This is a genomic window from Fictibacillus arsenicus (genome assembly GCF_001999465.1).
Classification (GTDB): domain Bacteria; phylum Bacillota; class Bacilli; order Bacillales; family Fictibacillaceae; genus Fictibacillus; species Fictibacillus arsenicus.
The window spans coordinates 158,076-173,851 of sequence record NZ_MQMF01000004.1 but is presented as its reverse complement, the minus strand read 5'-3'; the positions used below and the strand labels follow the sequence as shown (position 1 = coordinate 173,851).

General features: G+C 38.8%; 19 protein-coding genes and 1 riboswitch. Of the genes, 9 read left to right on the top strand and 10 right to left on the bottom strand.

The genetic code is table 11. The features are described 5' to 3' along the window. The first annotated feature begins 10 nt into the window (after window positions 1-10). From UN64_RS17125 to UN64_RS17100, 6 genes are all read left to right on the top strand, one after another. Window positions 11-334 (top strand): hypothetical protein, encoded by a 324-nt coding sequence (locus UN64_RS17125; protein WP_077365018.1) that lies wholly within the window; start codon window positions 11-13, stop codon window positions 332-334. Between the two features lie 98 nt (window positions 335-432). Continuing rightward, a complete protein-coding gene (locus tag UN64_RS17120; RefSeq protein ID WP_077365016.1) occupies window positions 433-1,050 on the top strand; it encodes a class I SAM-dependent methyltransferase in 618 nt (205 codons plus the stop codon). 5 nt (window positions 1,051-1,055) lie between these two features. Continuing rightward, window positions 1,056-2,159, top strand: coding sequence for a threonine aldolase family protein (locus UN64_RS17115; protein WP_077365013.1), 1,104 nt, complete (start codon window positions 1,056-1,058; stop codon window positions 2,157-2,159). A 171-nt stretch (window positions 2,160-2,330) separates the two neighbouring features. Then, window positions 2,331-4,676: an alkaline phosphatase D family protein gene (locus tag UN64_RS17110; RefSeq protein ID WP_077365010.1), complete on the top strand. Its 2,346-nt coding sequence runs from the start codon at window positions 2,331-2,333 to the stop codon at window positions 4,674-4,676. A 198-nt stretch (window positions 4,677-4,874) separates the two neighbouring features. Beyond that, a riboswitch (cobalamin riboswitch) is annotated at window positions 4,875-5,053 on the top strand. A gap of 156 nt (window positions 5,054-5,209) precedes the next feature. Further along, the gene (locus UN64_RS17105; protein WP_077365007.1) at window positions 5,210-5,686 is read left to right on the top strand and encodes an acyl-CoA thioesterase; all 477 of its coding nucleotides are present in this window, start codon (window positions 5,210-5,212) and stop codon (window positions 5,684-5,686) included. Between the two features lie 55 nt (window positions 5,687-5,741). Further along, complete coding sequence (locus tag UN64_RS17100) at window positions 5,742-6,107, top strand: YbaN family protein (RefSeq protein WP_171978956.1); 366 nt, start codon at window positions 5,742-5,744, stop codon at window positions 6,105-6,107. A gap of 43 nt (window positions 6,108-6,150) precedes the next feature. Here UN64_RS17100 and UN64_RS17095 read toward each other — a convergent pair whose 3' ends face one another. The 5 genes from UN64_RS17095 to UN64_RS21310 form a co-directional block, all read right to left on the bottom strand. Next, window positions 6,151-6,525 carry a hypothetical protein gene (locus tag UN64_RS17095; protein ID WP_077365003.1) on the bottom strand — a complete coding sequence of 125 codons (375 nt, stop codon included), beginning with the start codon at window positions 6,523-6,525 and terminating at the stop codon, window positions 6,151-6,153. Further along, complete coding sequence (locus tag UN64_RS17090; protein WP_077365000.1) at window positions 6,522-7,058, bottom strand: acyl-CoA thioesterase; 537 nt, start codon at window positions 7,056-7,058, stop codon at window positions 6,522-6,524. The genes UN64_RS17095 and UN64_RS17090 overlap by 4 nt, the downstream gene beginning before the upstream one ends. A 179-nt stretch (window positions 7,059-7,237) precedes the next feature. After that, window positions 7,238-8,116, bottom strand: a complete 879-nt coding sequence (gene cidR, locus UN64_RS17085; RefSeq protein ID WP_077364997.1) for a cidABC operon transcriptional activator CidR — start codon at window positions 8,114-8,116, stop codon at window positions 7,238-7,240. Window positions 8,117-8,235: 119 nt separating this feature from the next. Continuing rightward, window positions 8,236-8,913 carry a peroxiredoxin gene (locus UN64_RS17080; protein WP_077364994.1) on the bottom strand — a complete coding sequence of 226 codons (678 nt, stop codon included), beginning with the start codon at window positions 8,911-8,913 and terminating at the stop codon, window positions 8,236-8,238. A 12-nt stretch (window positions 8,914-8,925) separates the two neighbouring features. Next, window positions 8,926-9,699: a ferritin-like domain-containing protein gene (locus tag UN64_RS21310; RefSeq protein WP_245802068.1), complete on the bottom strand. Its 774-nt coding sequence runs from the start codon at window positions 9,697-9,699 to the stop codon at window positions 8,926-8,928. Between the two features lie 157 nt (window positions 9,700-9,856). Here UN64_RS21310 and UN64_RS17070 point away from each other — a divergent pair, with 157 nt between their 5' ends. From UN64_RS17070 to UN64_RS17060, 3 genes are all read left to right on the top strand, one after another. Continuing rightward, window positions 9,857-10,837, top strand: coding sequence for a spermidine synthase (locus UN64_RS17070; protein ID WP_077364992.1), 981 nt, complete (start codon window positions 9,857-9,859; stop codon window positions 10,835-10,837). 400 nt (window positions 10,838-11,237) lie between these two features. After that, window positions 11,238-11,675, top strand: coding sequence for a LytTR family DNA-binding domain-containing protein (locus UN64_RS17065; RefSeq protein WP_077364990.1), 438 nt, complete (start codon window positions 11,238-11,240; stop codon window positions 11,673-11,675). 15 nt (window positions 11,676-11,690) lie between these two features. After that, window positions 11,691-12,134, top strand: coding sequence for a hypothetical protein (locus UN64_RS17060; protein WP_077364987.1), 444 nt, complete (start codon window positions 11,691-11,693; stop codon window positions 12,132-12,134). 176 nt (window positions 12,135-12,310) lie between these two features. Here UN64_RS17060 and UN64_RS17055 read toward each other — a convergent pair whose 3' ends face one another. From UN64_RS17055 to UN64_RS17035, 5 genes are all read right to left on the bottom strand, one after another. Then, entirely contained in the window at window positions 12,311-13,813 is a 1,503-nt protein-coding gene (locus tag UN64_RS17055; protein ID WP_077364984.1) for a sodium:solute symporter family protein, read from the bottom strand. After that, window positions 13,814-14,014: a DUF3311 domain-containing protein gene (locus UN64_RS17050; RefSeq protein WP_425590125.1), complete on the bottom strand. Its 201-nt coding sequence runs from the start codon at window positions 14,012-14,014 to the stop codon at window positions 13,814-13,816. Between the two features lie 171 nt (window positions 14,015-14,185). Next, complete coding sequence (locus UN64_RS17045) at window positions 14,186-14,620, bottom strand: hypothetical protein (RefSeq protein ID WP_139343182.1); 435 nt, start codon at window positions 14,618-14,620, stop codon at window positions 14,186-14,188. A gap of 283 nt (window positions 14,621-14,903) precedes the next feature. Next, window positions 14,904-15,338 carry a hypothetical protein gene (locus UN64_RS17040; RefSeq protein ID WP_171978960.1) on the bottom strand — a complete coding sequence of 145 codons (435 nt, stop codon included), beginning with the start codon at window positions 15,336-15,338 and terminating at the stop codon, window positions 14,904-14,906. A gap of 17 nt (window positions 15,339-15,355) precedes the next feature. Further along, window positions 15,356-15,703 (bottom strand): ASCH domain-containing protein, encoded by a 348-nt coding sequence (locus UN64_RS17035; RefSeq protein ID WP_077364976.1) that lies wholly within the window; start codon window positions 15,701-15,703, stop codon window positions 15,356-15,358. Window positions 15,704-15,776 lie beyond the last annotated feature (73 nt).

Genomic DNA, 15,776 nt, shown 5'->3' with positions numbered 1-15,776 from the left:
GGAAACATAGATGGACAGTGTAATTCTTTGGTCATATTTCATCGTTATTCTGCTGCTGAACTATACGGCTGTAAAAGCCAATCAAAGCGGGAGATTAAAGTTGTTTTATTCAGGCCTCCTCTTAATGATATTAGCTCCTATAATGGCTTTTATTACAGGTGCCTTAATACTTAAACTAATAGCCGATATTGGAGAAGGTGCCGGATACGGCGGGTTTTTCTTTGGATTTGTAACCTTTGTGAATGGATTTGTGATGCTTGCAGCAAGTTTTTTCATCAGTATTAAGAAAAACCTTAAAAATAACAAGCAAAAAGATTTGCAGGAAAAGCCATAAAAATATATGCGGAGAAACTCAAATAAATGCTTTGAATAAGTGTGAGAGGATTTTTGTTATTATAGGATTAGACGTATAAATAATAGGAGTCTTCCATCATGAAAGAACAATATTATGATCAATTACTCAACATTCATACACACGGTAATCAAAAGGGATTCCATCCTTCGATGCATTATAACCGTTATGAACCTACTCCTTATGAAGCTCTGGAAACACTGTTTGAACACTATATGTTAAAGAGCAGTGACCGCATAGTTGATTTTGGATGTGGAAAAGGCCGATTGAACTTCTTCGTGCATCACTTGTTTGGGGCATCCGCTATAGGAATTGAAATGGATGAAACCTTTTATGAAGAGGCACTTGAGAACAAAAAGGATTATATAAAGAAACATAGAGAAGGAATGAAAACCATTCATTTTCAATGCTGCTTAGCAGAAGAATACAAAATCGATTCTAAAGATAATCGGTTTTATTTTTTTAATCCATTTTCTCTGCAGATCTTCATGAGAACAATCAATAATATCTTACGTTCTTTAGAGAAAAAACCGAGGGGAATCGAATTAATATTATATTATGCACCAGAGGAATATCTTTATTTTTTAGAGAATCAAACAGCATTTGAGTTGAAAGAGGAAATCGTACTGCCAGAACTGTACGAGAAAAATCCATATGAAAAGTTTTTAATCTATCATTTGGTATATGGAAAGGAGTGAGCTGGATGAGTCAAGAAAACCCATTGTTAGAAGCTTTTAAGGATACTGAATATCAAATTTCAGGTCATGGTAAACGAGATATTTCAGTGTTGAAAGAAGCTATGGATACAATAGATGGCCAACTTGAAAGTGATGTTTACGGAAATGGCAAAGTCATTGATGACTTTCAGGAAAAAATAGCAAAGTTCTTAGGAAAAGAATCATCTGTCTTTTTTCCGAGCGGTACAATGGCGCAGCAGATCGCATTAAGAATCTGGTGTGATCAAAAGCGTTTAAAAAAGGTAGCTTATCATCCCTTATCCCATCTGGAGATTCATGAAGAAGATGGTTTGAAAAAATTGCACGGGATAGAACCAATTCTTCTAGCAGATAAGAAAAGAGTAATTACTCTTAATGATGTTGTAAATATGAAAGAGGAGATCTCCTGCTTGCTGCTGGAACTGCCTCAGCGTGAAATTGGCGGTCAGCTTCCGGAATATGAGGAACTTGCGGCTATTTCAAATTATTGCCGGGATAAAGGAATTAAACTTCATTTGGATGGGGCAAGATTATTTGAAATTCTACCTTTCTACCAAAAGTCTGCAGCAGAAATTTGTTCTCTTTTTGATAGTATTTATGTTTCTTTCTATAAAGGAATTGGAGGCATAGCAGGAGCTATTCTTGCGGGTCCTAAAGATTTTACGGACGAATCAAAGGTATGGAAAAGACGCCACGGTGGTGACTTGATCTCTCTTTATCCGTACATTATCAGTGCAAATTATTACTTTGACCAGAGAGTTAATAAGATGGAGCAATATTATGAAGAAGCGAAAGAGCTCGCAGCGCTTTATAATCAGTGCTATTGTGTTAAAACTGTTCCGTTAGAACCTGTCTCAAATATGTTCCATGTTTATTTTACAGTACCAAAAAATAAGGTTGAGTCTATCCTCTTAGAACTATATAAAGAAATAGAAATCGGTTTAACGGGGTCCCTAAGAGAAGTTAGTGAATCTGTATGTTATTTTGAAGTTAACATAGGCGACCAATATACTAATATACCTAGTGAAAGGTTAAAGAAAGTATTCTTCAGCTTAGATAAAAGATTGCGAGAAAGTAGAATTCAAGTATAACTAAATCCAAATTAGAATAACATAATCTGTAAAAAGTTCTTGATTCTCTCAAGGGCTTTTTTGTTGTTTTAACGGTTTTTTTTACAATTCTTTATTCTTCTGTAACGGAGAATTTATTTTCATTACATAGAATCTAATTGTTATACAAGAAAAGTATTAAAGGAGTGGGTTATGTTGGGTTTTGAGAAATGGTTAAAAGAGTTTAATCTTGAAAAAATGAATCGCAGAAACTTCCTTAAAGCGACTGGTAAATCTGCTGCGGCAACTGCTATCGGACTATCTATTCCTGCAATTAATCAAACTGAAGAGATTGAAGCTGTTCCAGTTTTTACAGGCAATCCATTTACCCTAGGTGTTGCTTCTGGGGATCCTCTTCCTGACAGCGTAGTGCTCTGGACAAGACTCGCTCCTAATCCTCTTGCAGAGGATGGAAAAGGCGGAATGGAAAACAGGTATGTTTCCGTTCAGTGGGAAATATCTTACGATGAAGCGTTCAATAAAACCGTTCTTTCTGGAAAGGAGATTGCAGCGCCTGAGCTTGGACATTCCGTTCATGCAGAAGTGTATGGGTTAAAACCAGGAAAAGAGTACTATTATCGCTTCAAGGCAGGTAATGAAATTAGTCCAGTAGGAAGAACAAAAACAGCACCTCAGCGTGATGCGGATATTAAGAGTCTAACGTTTGGCATTGCATCGTGTCAGGCATGGACGGGTGGCCGTTTTGCTGCGTATCATAATATGGTCGAAGAGGACCTTGATTTTGTATTCCATTTAGGAGATTACATATATGAAAAAGGAGATACAGAAACACTTACCGATTATAGACTGCTTCATGCACAATATAAAACATCTCAGGATTTACAGGCTGCACATGCCAAGTTCCCGTTTATTGTTACATTTGATGACCATGAAGTAGACAATGATTGGTCTGATGATATTTCTGATCCGAATTATCCGGAAGGTGAGCGTGAACGATTCCTCGCTGTTCGCGCAGCAGCTTTTCAAGCGTATTATGAACACATGCCGCTAAGACGAAGGTCGAAGCCGAACGGTCCAGACATGCTTCTTTACCGTAAGTTTACGTTTGGCAGCTTAATAGAATTTAGTATTTTAGATACGAGGCAATACAGGGATAATCAAGTAGGAAGCGGCTTTCCTGGTGGACCTCTTGATCCTGAAGCGTCAAATCCTAACCGAACGCTTGTTGGATCTGAACAAGGAGAGTGGCTCTTGAAAAATCTTCGGGATTCACGTTCTAGATGGAACGTAATCGCTCAGCAGACTATGATGGCACAGTACGATTATGACCCAGGTGAAGGAATCAGCGTTAATCACGACCAATGGGATGGTTATTCTGCAGATCGAGACCGTCTATTTTCTTTTATTAAAAAATATGAGCCTTCTAATCCGGTCGTTCTGAGCGGTGACTGGCACTCAAGCTGGGTAAACGATCTGAAGGAAGATTTTAACGACTCAAGCTCTAAAACCTTGGCAACAGAATTTGTCGGAACGTCAATAAGTTCAGGATGTGGATGGAAAAATCAGATAGAAGAAGCACTTTCTGTTAATCAGCATGTAAAATTCTTTGATGGGGATTATCGGGGGTATGTGAAGTGCCATGTCACACATAATTCGTGGGAATCCGATTATCGAGTTGTGTCTTCTCCAAGTAATCCAGACGCTGTTGCAGTAACGCTTGCTTCTTTTACAGTGAAAAATGGAAAAGCAGGAGCAGTCAGAATCGGTGGTGTAGACATTACTCGTATTGCAGCTGACACCATGATGGCAGGTCAGCCAAGCCCTGTTAAAGTGACATTAAGTAATGGTACAGCAAAGCAAGTAGAAGTAAGCGTGAACATTCCTGTTCCAACTGGATGGAAGAGCGAGAGCGTAACAAAAGTACTTGAACCATCAGACGAGTCTGTATTTGATGTGTTGGTAACTCCTCCTGCAGAAATGCCTGCAGCAGAAAGGCTTCGTGTAGAAGTGGATGCTGGAGAAACAGCCGTATATGGTCCGCCGCGGGACATTCAAGTGGTATCAGCATTATCAGGTGAAAATGTTCAGCTTGCTTTAGACGGTGGAAGCAGCTCCACGCCAATTTTTCCGACATACAAGAGATTGGTTCCTGAAGATACATGGGAAGTTTCAAACGGATACGGATGGGTTGGTACGGCACCATTTGCTAGAGATAGAGGTAATGCTGATGCATTGCAACGTGATTTAATAGCATCACGAGAAGAGCTTACTATTTTTAGAGTAAACGTACCTGCTGGAATCCACAAAGTTTACTTCCTGACTGGTGATTCCGTTTATGGATCTGCAAACACCATCATACGATCAGACAACAAACTATTAGCTGAGGCTGGCTATGCTTTGGATCCTGGTCAATTTAAATGGCTCAGCTTTGAATTGGATGGAGGAAGTACAGGAAAGGAAATTGATCTTGAAATTTCTAGCGAACTAGGTGATGGGGCATGGCGCCTGGTAGCGTTTGTAATGAAGGGATTGAAATAAAGAGGATGATCATTTAATAAAACGCAGAAAAACTCAAGCTGAAACATGCTTGAGTTTTTTGTAGATTGCTCATTTTGTTGTACAGTCCGGGTTCAAAGAAAGGGATTAATGTAATGAATTATTTCTGATATAAATTGGCTGTAGTTGTCACTGATCTAACAGCAACTTATAATAAAAAAAGAAGTTTATAATTTCATAGATTCATCCGGTAATCATGGTGTCTGTTACAGACTTAATAGGGAATCTGGTGAAAATCCAGAGCTGTACCCGCAACTGTAAGTGCTGACGAAATAAGCAAAACCACTGTCTAAAGACGGGAAGGGCTTAGAGTAGGATGAGGCATGAGTCAGGAGACCTGCCATGTTTATAGTGTTGATCTTCTTCGGGAGTTGGGAAGATAGGACGAGGATATTTAAATAGATTGTTTCTATTGAGTATTCAAGCCTGCCCATCCTTTGTGATGGGTATTTATTTTGTCGTTCCAATTCCCGCCACTAAAAAAGGAGCATGAAAGCTCTAGAAAGAGGAATGGTATGGTACAGCAATTATCATCAAATGTCTCAAGAACGATTCAAACGAAACTGGTTTTACCTCCGGATACAAATCATATGGGAACGATTTTTGGAGGAACGGTTTTATCGTATATCGATGAAATCGCAGCGATCTCTGCAATGAAACATAGCGGAAAGGTTGTTGTTACGGCCTCTATTGATAATGTTAACTTTCTATCTTCTGCAAAAGTTGGCGATATTTTAATTCTTGAAGGGTTTGTCATTTCAACAGGCAGGACCTCAATGGAAGTGTACGTGAAAGTTGAGTGCCAAAACTTAGAGACGGGGAACAGAACATTAAACACGACATCTATTCTTACGATGGTTGCGATTGATAAGGATGGAAAACCAACTCCTGTACCTAGTGTTATTCCGGAAACAGAAGAGGAAATATCATTTTTTGAAAATGCCCCGTTGAGAAAAGAAAGGCGCCTGCTATATAAAAACGTGAATCAATAGCCATACATGAATAAAGAAGGTAAGATAGTTAGAGATGAAAGGAGTGAGAATCTCAGTGAAAATCAAGAATATGCTTTATGTGTCCCTGGGATTTTTATTTCTTGGTTTAGGAATCGTAGGTATCATTTTGCCGCTTATCCCGACAACACCTTTACTTCTTCTAGCATCTTACTTCTTTGTAAAAGGTTCTAAAAAGTTTGAACGATGGTTCAAAGGAACATCGATATACAAAAATCATTTAGAAGAATTTATAAAAGAAAAATCCATGACGAGAAAAAAGAAAATCACGATTAATCTGTTTGCTGATGCCATGATTGCAGTGGCTTTTATAATGGCGGATAGTACGATTGTGAGGGTAGTGCTGCTTCTTATTATTGTCTACAAATATTATTATTTTATAACCAAAATTAAAACGATATAAAAAAACCTGAGTGCGAAAAATCTGTACTCAGGTTTACCTATGTTCATTGAATGATAGCTGAGCTGCCTGCTAACGATTCAGGTGCTTTTCCTAGAGCAAGCTGGCTAAGTCTAGAATAACCAGTATGTTTATATTCTAAGAAGACTTTTCTTAACTCCTCAATATTCTTGTCGCTAGTTAATTTTTGCATTTCTTTTTTATACAAACGAATAACAGAACCAATAACAAATTGAGGTTTGGCGTTTCCGGGGTCCTCATTCATGATAAGACAACCCATATATTGATATTTCAGCTGGATAGCACGGGTAAGGTTAATAACATCAATTAGCTTTTCGAAAAGTTCAGGATTGGATTGCTCTAATTTATTGAGTGCAGCTTGTGCCGATTTTAGTTCGTTTTGACTGCATAATGTGATCATGCGAATACCTCCTCTTTTATATCCCAAGGTTTATCCAGAGAAATGACAGCTGCTAATTCTTTACTTTTCATACGTCGCAGCTTTCGGACTTCAGCTCTTTCTTGTGCTGTTTCATATAAGAATTTCTCTTCTTCTGTCTCAGGTATAACTTGCGGAACATCAACAGGCTTTTTATCTTCTCCTAAAGCTACGAACGTTAAAAAGGCTGTTGCTGCTATTCTTCGATCGCCTGTTATCATGTCTTCAGCAATTACTTTGCAAAAAATCTCCATAGAGCTTTTGCCAGTATATGAAACAAATGATTCTATACAGACAGAGTCTGTTTGATGGATGGGGTGTAAAAAGTCGATTGAATCGGTTGAAGCTGTTACACATTCTTTTACTCGAGCATGTCTGCGTGCTGATAAGGTTGCGTTGTTATCCAGTTTTCTCATTAAAACCCCGCCGAATAACGTATTATAATTATTTAAATCCAGGGACATAACCTGGTCAGTATTAATGATGCGGCTTTCTCGCGCTTTCTTTTTGTTCATTTGAATCAGTCCTTCCCGAATGGAAATTTCCATTCACAAGGCAAGTGTACGCCGAAATTAACATGGAGTAAAATGGTTATTTTTCATTTAGAACATAGCTGTTATCTATGTAAATGCTTACAATTATACCCTGACTGCATAAAAAAGATGATTCTCTGTGGAATCATCTTGAATATATATTAAAGTTGTTCTTTTGCAAAACGCAGCCATTCTTTTGCTGCAAAAGATAAATATTGATCCTTTCTCCAAATAAGTGCGAGTTCCCATCCGATTGATGGGTTCACAACTTTGATGGTTTTCACTTTTGTCGTAAGATGCCGGCAAATACTTTCAGGCAATAAAGAAACACCTAGTTTACAGGCGACCATTTCTTCGATGAACGACCATTGTGAGCTTTCCGAGATCACATGAGGATTAAAACCTGCACGGTTGCAAGAAGTGATAATCCTGTCATGCAAAACAAAATCTTTATTAAACAGTATAAAGGATTCGCTGTTTAGATCAGATAAGTTAACCGATTCATTCTGTGCTAACTGGTGATCTGGATGAATAATAAGCTGTAAATCTTCCTTCATAAAAGAAAAATATTGAAAAATATCGTTATTTGTAGGAAGGACAACAACCCCAATATCCAGATGGTGATTAGCTACTTCTTCTTCGATTTTCTTTGAGCCATCCTCCATCAACTCGAACGTTATCGCTGGATACTTCTCATGAAAACTTCCAACCAGCTTTGGAAAGAGACGGGAGTCAAAAATGGGGGGCAATCCTATGCGAACATGCCCTTTTTGTAGTCCCAGCAAATTATCCATCTCAGATTCCAAGTTGTTAAATGCTTTATCAACGAGCTTTGCTTGTTCAAAAATAACTCGTCCTGCATCGGTTAAAATCAGCTTCTTTCTGCTGGAGCGGTCAAATAGAACCAATCCTAGTTCATCTTCTAAATTCTTGATCATTTTACTTATCGTTGGCTGAGTGATGAACAGTTCCTCAGCAGCACGGGTAAAACTATTATATTTGGCAACCTCGATAAAATATTGCAATTGTTTAATATCCATTTCAACACCTGATTTCTTTGAAAAAACTTCTATTAAGTTTAGTATGTAGCTTATCAAAATAATTTACTAAATACTATATTGTGAACTGCAAAAAAAGAACAGCCTTTAATAGGCTGCCTCTACATATTGTTAAGCGGCTTCGTACATAGCCACCAGTCATAGCACTGAATTTCTCCTGCTTGTGCTTGTTCAGCCCGTTTTTTGGCTTCTTGAACTGTGTTAGCAGGGGGAACAATGAGACGGTCGCCGATCAGATCATTCTTCGGCCAGTTTGCAGGAGTCGCTGCTTTATTTTTGTCTGCCGTCTGTAAGGCTTTAACTGCCCTTAAAATTTCATGGGTGTTCCGTCCTATAGAATCTGGATACGTTAAGATGAGACGGATTTTTCCTGTAGGATCGACAATATACACGCTTCGAACCGTTCGTGTTCCCATGGTCGGATGGATCATTCCGAGCCTAGCAGCTATTTTTCCAAGGCTATCAGCGATAATGGGGAACGTGATCTCTACTTTTAGGTTTTGTTTGATCCATTCAATCCATTTTATATGTGCGAAAACCTGTTCAACCGATAAACCGATTAAGTACGTGTTCAGTTTGTTGAATTCAGGCATCAGTTTTTGAAAAGCGACAAATTCCGTTGTGCAGACTGGCGTAAAATCACCGGGGTGGCTAAATAACACAAACCAATGACCTTGATAGCTTGTTGGCAGGACAAGTTCCCCAAGGGTGGTATGAACTGTCACCTCCGGAAATTGATCGCCAATGAATGGCTTTGTATATTCCTGTGCTTCCTCCATATCTCTCCTCCTCTATTTGATTCTGGGTTGGTTTCCCAACATCTTGCTCTTTTTTAACAATTGAGATTCGCCCGTTTTCTCCCACTTTTCAACAAGTTCAATCGCTTCTTCAGGTGTAAAACCTTGCCCGACTAATACACCAGAAAGGATAAATTCCTGAAATAGATGAGTGAGATTAATGCCTTCCTTCGATTCTTCCAAAGCTCTTTTCACCAATGGGTCAATATACATTACCCACTGGTCAGCTGTACTTTGTGACTGAGTTTGTGTTGGAATTTGCGTTTCAGACTGTACTTGCGTTTGGGTATCTGGATTGCGGGATGAACCCGGCTGGCTGTTAAGCGTAAATAAGTAATTGTATTTTGCACTGTGTTTAATTTCATCCGTAATGATATTAAATAAAATATCGCGATAATACGTGTTTGGCAGACCTTGCCTGATCACACGATATTTCTCAACGGCGGCTAATTCCCCAAAAAGTGCTTTTACAAGGCCGTCTTTATACGTTTTTGGCCGCTGAAATTCTTCACCAGCTGTTTGTGGCACCTCTTGCCCCGTAAGATCTTTATAAATTTTTCTGAACAGACGGTTATGTCTTTTTTCATCATCACGGATTGATGCGATAATTAATTTCTCTTCGTTTGTCGGTGCTACAGAAATTAAGTATTCATAAAACAATTGATCTTCTCGTTCTCCAGCGACAGCTTCTCTGATAAGCTGCAAAGAAAGCTGAAGTGCTTGCTGCTGTCCGCTCGATTGCTGATCTTGTGGATTCATATAGCTCATATACGTACCTCCAAAAAAATAAAGTCGCAATAGTCTATGCAGATGCCTAACTTTTGCGCCTATCTTTTGTTCGGTGTCTCTGCTTTTAAACACCACTTGTCCATCTTGTGAATATGAATGAAATTAAGCTTGTTTAAAAATTTAGGGAAGTGTATATATGAATGAACTATATTGGCTAGCATTAGGTGCAGCAGCCATACTTTTCACAGAGGCAGCTGGCTGGTTTTATTGGCGCTATTTTGGAAAAGGATCAATTAAAAGTTATATGAATGAAGATCAGAAACCACAGGGGGATTTTCGGGTTATCCGTAAAATTAATACACCCACACAGAAAATTGCATTAGTAGATGTGGATGGTGAAATGTGGATCTACAGCAATGGAGATGTGATGTTCAGCACGACTCGTGATGAGGACGAGTACGCGGATGTTATTGTTCACGTCCCGATGGCCGCAGCAAAAAACGTCAAAAGTGTTTTGATTATTGGCGGCGGAGGCGGAATTACTACACGAGAAGCATTGCGTTATGAGGATGTTGAAAAGGTAACAACGATTGATATTGATGATGTGATGATAGACTTTGGAAAGAACTTAGACCGATTAGTAGAGTTCAACAAGGGATCACTGAATCATTCTAAAGTAGAGACCGTTATTGCAGATGGAAGAAATTTTGTTGAAAATAGCACAGAAACATGGGATGTCATCATCGTAGATATTCCAGAGCCAACCTCTAAATGTCCAAGTCTATCACGATTATTTACTTTTGAATTTTACAATCAGTTAAAAGATCACTTAAATCCAGGAGGTGCGATCTCCATTGCCTGCTCCACTTCGAGCTGGATGCCGGAATACATGTGGAGCATTGAAACCACCTTGCAAGAAGCTGGCTTTTTTACTGTACCGTTCCACAACTTCTCGACAAAAGATGGAGTAGACTGGGGCTATATTCTGGCTACAAATCTTCCAGTCGATGCAAAGGATATAAAGTTAAAAGTTACATCTGACTTTTTAACGGAGGAGCGGCTGCAAGATGTTCTGCACCTTCCATACTACTTAGTAAATTGGGATAACAAAGGAAAAGTACAAACCGATCGCAATACAGTACTGCTGGATATTGTAAAAGAAGCATTCGGGTATTAATATTTTGATGTAATTTGAATTAGAACAGTATATTTTAGTTGTGGGTTTGTCGAAATTTCTATAAATTTCTGTATGTGTGCAATTATTGAAGATTACCGTGCAATTATTCCAGATTACCTTCCATAAATTTATCATTACCCTGCAATTATTGTGAACAGACTTAAGTATTTAAAGCAAAATGAGCTGTTCTTCCTCAACAAGAGGGCGTTTCTTGAAAAACGCTCTTTTTTTATGCTGTTTAGCAATTTTTACGCACTTTATATGTTCATTCCCGCTTATATGCAACTTAGTAACTCCTCTATGCAGGTCGGTTCGAATTGGATTTACGGCAGGATGCAGCTGGCATATACTGGTGACACAAGCTTAACAGTCCTTAAAACGGAAGGAGGACATAAGAGAGATGAAGTTAACCATTCATGAGAATGATGACCAGGATGAGCTGGAAATTATCGTAAAGTGCAAAGAGTTGAACGATGAAGTCATTCAAGTACTAACTTCAATAAGGTCCCTGGAAAGAAAAATTTTGGGGACGCTGGATGGGAAAATTCATCTGCTGCTGCCAAGCGATATTTTTTATTTTGAATCCGTTGATAAAAAGAATTTCGCATATACAAAGCAAGCGGTTTATGAAGTTTCTATGCGGCTTTATCAGATTGAGGAGCTGTTTGGTGACGGGAATTTCTTTCGGTCAACCAAAGCGACAATCTTGAACCTCGACAAAATTAAATCTCTCACTCCTCGACTTGGAGGAAGGGTAGAAGTGACGCTTGAGAACGGTGAGAACATGATCGTCTCCCGTCAGTATGTTCCTGGGTTAAAAGAAAAGTTAGGTTTTTAAAAAGGAGGAATTGAGATGTGGAATAAAATAATGGAGTATACACTTGTTTTTAAAACGATGGCTGGATTGTTCTTCTCAGCAGGGATCATTATTTATGTGGTGTTCGGATTTATGCTGGGCGTTCGTGAAATTTCATTTGAGATGGTCGTGCAGATCTTCTTTTTGAGCATCTTTGTAACGTGTCTTCAATATATATTCTGGAATGAAGACAGTAAAGTGAAGTTATCTGCTGTGAGCAAACTGCTGATTCAGTATTTTTTATTAGGTGCAGTACTCTTTGTAATGTCGCAGTTGTTCGATTGGTTCGTGATCGGCACAAAAGCGTTCTATAACATGCTGATTTTGTTTCATGTCATCTATTTAGGTGGTATTTTCGGCTTTTCCATCTACTTTAAAGTACTCGGCATGCGATTTAATCAAAAAATGATGCAGTATCAGGAGCGAAAGCAGAGGCACTAGAGATTAAATTTGTGTTTATGAGCCTTCAAATAAATTTATGAGCCTTCAGAGAGATTTATGGGCCTTCAGAAAAATTTATGAGCCTTCAAAAAATTTTAAGAGCCTTCAAAATTTTTTATGATCCTAGATAAAATATAAAAAAGAGGATGACCATAAAAAGTCATCCTCTTTCCAATTTACGCGCCTTTACGCACTAGATCTACTTCCTTAGACTTTCTTCCAAACAAGTAATCTTTGACATCGTTTGTAGATACCTTCGCTTTTTTAACAAACAGTGGATTCAATACCACGATTGCAGCAAAGTTCGCCATCAAACCCCAGAATCCTTCGTAAATTCCAAGTGATGTTCCAGTTGAATAGACAGTGAATGTTACCGCGAGTCCAACAAGCAAGCCGATGATTGTTGCTTCTCTCGTTTGATTTCTCCAAAATAAACTTACTACGATAGCCGGGAAGATCTGTACCATGCCGGATACACCCAACAATTGAAGCGATACAAGCGCCTGCGGGAACACTAGTCCGAATAATAAAGCTAATCCAATTACAACGAACACCATTCCGCGCGTGATCATTGTAAGCTTTGCACCCTTAACTTTTGGATTAATCAAATCGCGATAAATGTTGTTTGCGAAAAGGTTCGATGCACCGATCGCCATGATTGAACATGGGATAAGGGATGCAAGTGCAATGGTTGAATAAGCCAACCCTTGTCCGATTCCGCCGTATGAAGTTTGGATCAATGCTAATAATGCAAAACGTGGATCCGTACCGTCCGGCAGAACTAAAAATGCGATGAATCCTAAAAAGACAACAAGAATTAAAACAATATTGTAAAGCGGCAGATATAAGGCATTTTTACGGATGGCATCAGCACTTTTTGCTGTGAACACACCAGTTGCAGCGTGAGCCCACATGAACAAAGCAAGAGCTGAAACGAATGAAGCCGTAATGAACCATGGGATGCCTTTTGGCCCTTCGGTAGGAATCGTCAGAAGCTGAGGTGCTTCAGTTACGATTTTATCGATCATCGGGTTCCAGCCGCCAAAGTGCATGATCGGAAGAGAGACGACCATAAACAGCATGATTGCCCAAACGAGCACATCTTTAATGATTGCTGTATAAGTGGGTCCTTTAATTCCGCTGAAAAACGTATAAAGTGCAACAAGAAAGAACGATGTGATCACGACCACTTTTACATTGATAAAGCCTGTCCCAGCTACTTGAAGGGTATCTTGAATACCGCTTAGCTGCAGGCAGATATACGGAATGAGCATAAGTACACCAACGATAGCGATTAGAGACGAAAGCAACTTAGAATCAAAACGCTCACGGGCATAGTCAGCCAGCGTCGTGAGTTTATGATGATTGGCTACTTTCCATAGTTTCGGCAGGAAAAAGTAAGAGATAAAATACGCAAGAACAGAGTATGGAATTGCGAAGAAAGCCAAACTTCCTGCCGTATATGCAGTACTTGTTAATCCGAGAAACGTATAGGCTGTATAGAGATCAGCTCCGACTAAAAACCAGACTAGAAGACCTCCAAACCGGCGTCCGCCGACAGACCATTCCTCTACAGAACTGCGGGTAGCTTTGTCTCTGCCGGCAAGAAACCCAATAAGAACAACGGTTAAGATAATACAAATTGTGATTGAAAGTGCTGTAAGATTTCCCTGCTGCATTTAATCCAAGCCTCCTTGTGATTTCTGAAGTTGATAGATGCCAAAGGTGCAAAAAGGAGTTAAGACAATCCATAAGAACAACCAGAATTGAAGAAACGGCAATCCTAAAATAATAGGGTCAATCCTGTTGACGAACGGCAAGACGACTAGCTGAGCTGCAAATGGCAAAACAATTAATATGACCAAAAGAATTTTTTTCATGATGCTGCGCTCCTTCTTAGGTGTTTTTAGAAATATAATGTTCACAATCATAACAGCTTTAAAAGTACGTAACAAGAGGAATTATATAAATTTTTAAAATATTTACGCTAATTTGAAAATGAAAGGGTTTACAAATAAAAAATCCTATTTCATATAAAAGAAATAGGATTGTTACCAGTTTTCCGGCTGAAAATGTTTACCTTCAATTTTTGTGTCCCCATCTTGCACAGAATAGCCAGTTTGCTTAATGTTAGCAGCATCTTTTACCCAATACAGATACTTCCATCCTTTCTCGCTGCTAAACTCTACTTCCAAATGATAAGGATTGTATTGTCTCCCATTGCTTCTAGTTATCTTCCACTCCTCACCAGGATACTTTTTCTCTAAATAAGAATGCAGCTGATCTGTTTTAATGGAAACTTGGTAGTTGATCCAGTGGGGACGAATTAGAAAAAAGGCAAGAACGATTACAGTGATAATGCCAGCGGCGTACAAACCAATTTTTCTTTTGGTTTTCGGAATAAGCATTGCAATAGTGTAAAGTGCGCCAAGAAAAATGACGGTAAAAATAATTTCGATCACAGTAATAGGGTGCAGTTGCATCACGGGTGGTCTCCAATCCTTATATAGGACTTATTACTATATCTATTCTACATATAGAGAGAAATTCTTTTTTCAATAGCGTGTTCTTTTTCAAAAAGACATCCATACAGTTAATCCAGAAAAAACAGTGCTGAATCCAGAAAAAAGCAACTTCAATCCAAAAGTTCTGGCGTTCAATCCACAAATTTCAGACCTCAATCCACAAATTTAACAATGTGTCCTTCTGAAACGGACAAGACTATGATAAACAAAAAAGCCGGCCACAATCAGCCAGCTTCCATTCTCTCTACCATAAATATGGCTTCACTACCATGAACCACAACATAATCATCAGTAAAATAAGGTAGATCCACACAGCTTTTTTCAATTTGTCTGCCAATAAATTTTGATCGCTGCCTTCTTCTTCAAATCTGCGAAGTGTCGGTGAAAAGGCACGCGCCAAAAAGAACAGGGAGCAAAATAAAATAATCAGTGTCACTAAAACCCATGGTGTACTCCATGTCCATGGTCCTAAAAGCAATAGAAGAACTCCTGATCCTACTAGGACATGACCGGCGTGTTTGGCCAGCCACACGATAAAACGAAATGTACCAACATGTGCGTTCATTTCAGCATCTTCAGCTGTCCGAAGTTTTTTTATAATCGGAAACAGGATAAAGAAGGGACCAATAGAAACAATAACGCTGAGAATATGAATATAAAGTAATCCCCTATACAGCAAATCCATTCCAGTGTTTATTAACCTTTAACAGGACTGAATTCGTGCACCCATACTTGCATGTGAGGAAGCCAAGGCATTCCTGGGTGGTATGATAAAATCGCTTCTTTATAAGCTTCTACTGTTTCAAAACCTTCATCTTGAGCATGCTTGTCCGTTAATTCTCCTAAAGACTGAGAGTAAACATTGTCCACCACAAACTTGTGGCCATGCAATTCCATGATCTCGCCTACATCAGCATATCTGCCGTTACGGCGAGTAGCAGTCTTCTTGCCTGCAATGACCATTTCAACATCTGATGGCATTGTTACTAGTCTTTCAATCGAACATGTCTTTGGCGGTAAATTGTTGTTTTCATGATTTGTCATATGTAAAAACTCCTTTTCTATTTTCTCCATTTTCTAATGTATCACATTTTAATAATAAGTCTGCCTCTTTTCA

What these genes read in the sequence shown, in the direction of transcription:
- UN64_RS17125 (WP_077365018.1), top strand. Translation starts at nt 11, where the DNA reads ATGGACAGTGTAATTCTTTGGTCATATTTCATCGTTATTCTGCTGCTG.
- UN64_RS17120 (WP_077365016.1), top strand. Translation starts at nt 433, where the DNA reads ATGAAAGAACAATATTATGATCAATTACTCAACATTCATACACACGGT.
- UN64_RS17115 (WP_077365013.1), top strand. Translation starts at nt 1,056, where the DNA reads ATGAGTCAAGAAAACCCATTGTTAGAAGCTTTTAAGGATACTGAATAT.
- UN64_RS17110 (WP_077365010.1), top strand. Translation starts at nt 2,331, where the DNA reads ATGTTGGGTTTTGAGAAATGGTTAAAAGAGTTTAATCTTGAAAAAATG.
- UN64_RS17105 (WP_077365007.1), top strand. Translation starts at nt 5,210, where the DNA reads ATGGTACAGCAATTATCATCAAATGTCTCAAGAACGATTCAAACGAAA.
- UN64_RS17095 (WP_077365003.1), bottom strand. Translation starts at nt 6,525, where the DNA reads ATGATCACATTATGCAGTCAAAACGAACTAAAATCGGCACAAGCTGCA.
- UN64_RS17090 (WP_077365000.1), bottom strand. Translation starts at nt 7,058, where the DNA reads ATGAACAAAAAGAAAGCGCGAGAAAGCCGCATCATTAATACTGACCAG.
- cidR (WP_077364997.1), bottom strand. Translation starts at nt 8,116, where the DNA reads ATGGATATTAAACAATTGCAATATTTTATCGAGGTTGCCAAATATAAT.
- UN64_RS17080 (WP_077364994.1), bottom strand. Translation starts at nt 8,913, where the DNA reads ATGGAGGAAGCACAGGAATATACAAAGCCATTCATTGGCGATCAATTT.
- UN64_RS21310 (WP_245802068.1), bottom strand. Translation starts at nt 9,699, where the DNA reads ATGAGCTATATGAATCCACAAGATCAGCAATCGAGCGGACAGCAGCAA.
- UN64_RS17070 (WP_077364992.1), top strand. Translation starts at nt 9,857, where the DNA reads ATGAATGAACTATATTGGCTAGCATTAGGTGCAGCAGCCATACTTTTC.
- UN64_RS17065 (WP_077364990.1), top strand. Translation starts at nt 11,238, where the DNA reads ATGAAGTTAACCATTCATGAGAATGATGACCAGGATGAGCTGGAAATT.
- UN64_RS17060 (WP_077364987.1), top strand. Translation starts at nt 11,691, where the DNA reads ATGTGGAATAAAATAATGGAGTATACACTTGTTTTTAAAACGATGGCT.
- UN64_RS17055 (WP_077364984.1), bottom strand. Translation starts at nt 13,813, where the DNA reads ATGCAGCAGGGAAATCTTACAGCACTTTCAATCACAATTTGTATTATC.
- UN64_RS17050 (WP_425590125.1), bottom strand. Translation starts at nt 14,014, where the DNA reads ATGAAAAAAATTCTTTTGGTCATATTAATTGTTTTGCCATTTGCAGCT.
- UN64_RS17035 (WP_077364976.1), bottom strand. Translation starts at nt 15,703, where the DNA reads ATGACAAATCATGAAAACAACAATTTACCGCCAAAGACATGTTCGATT.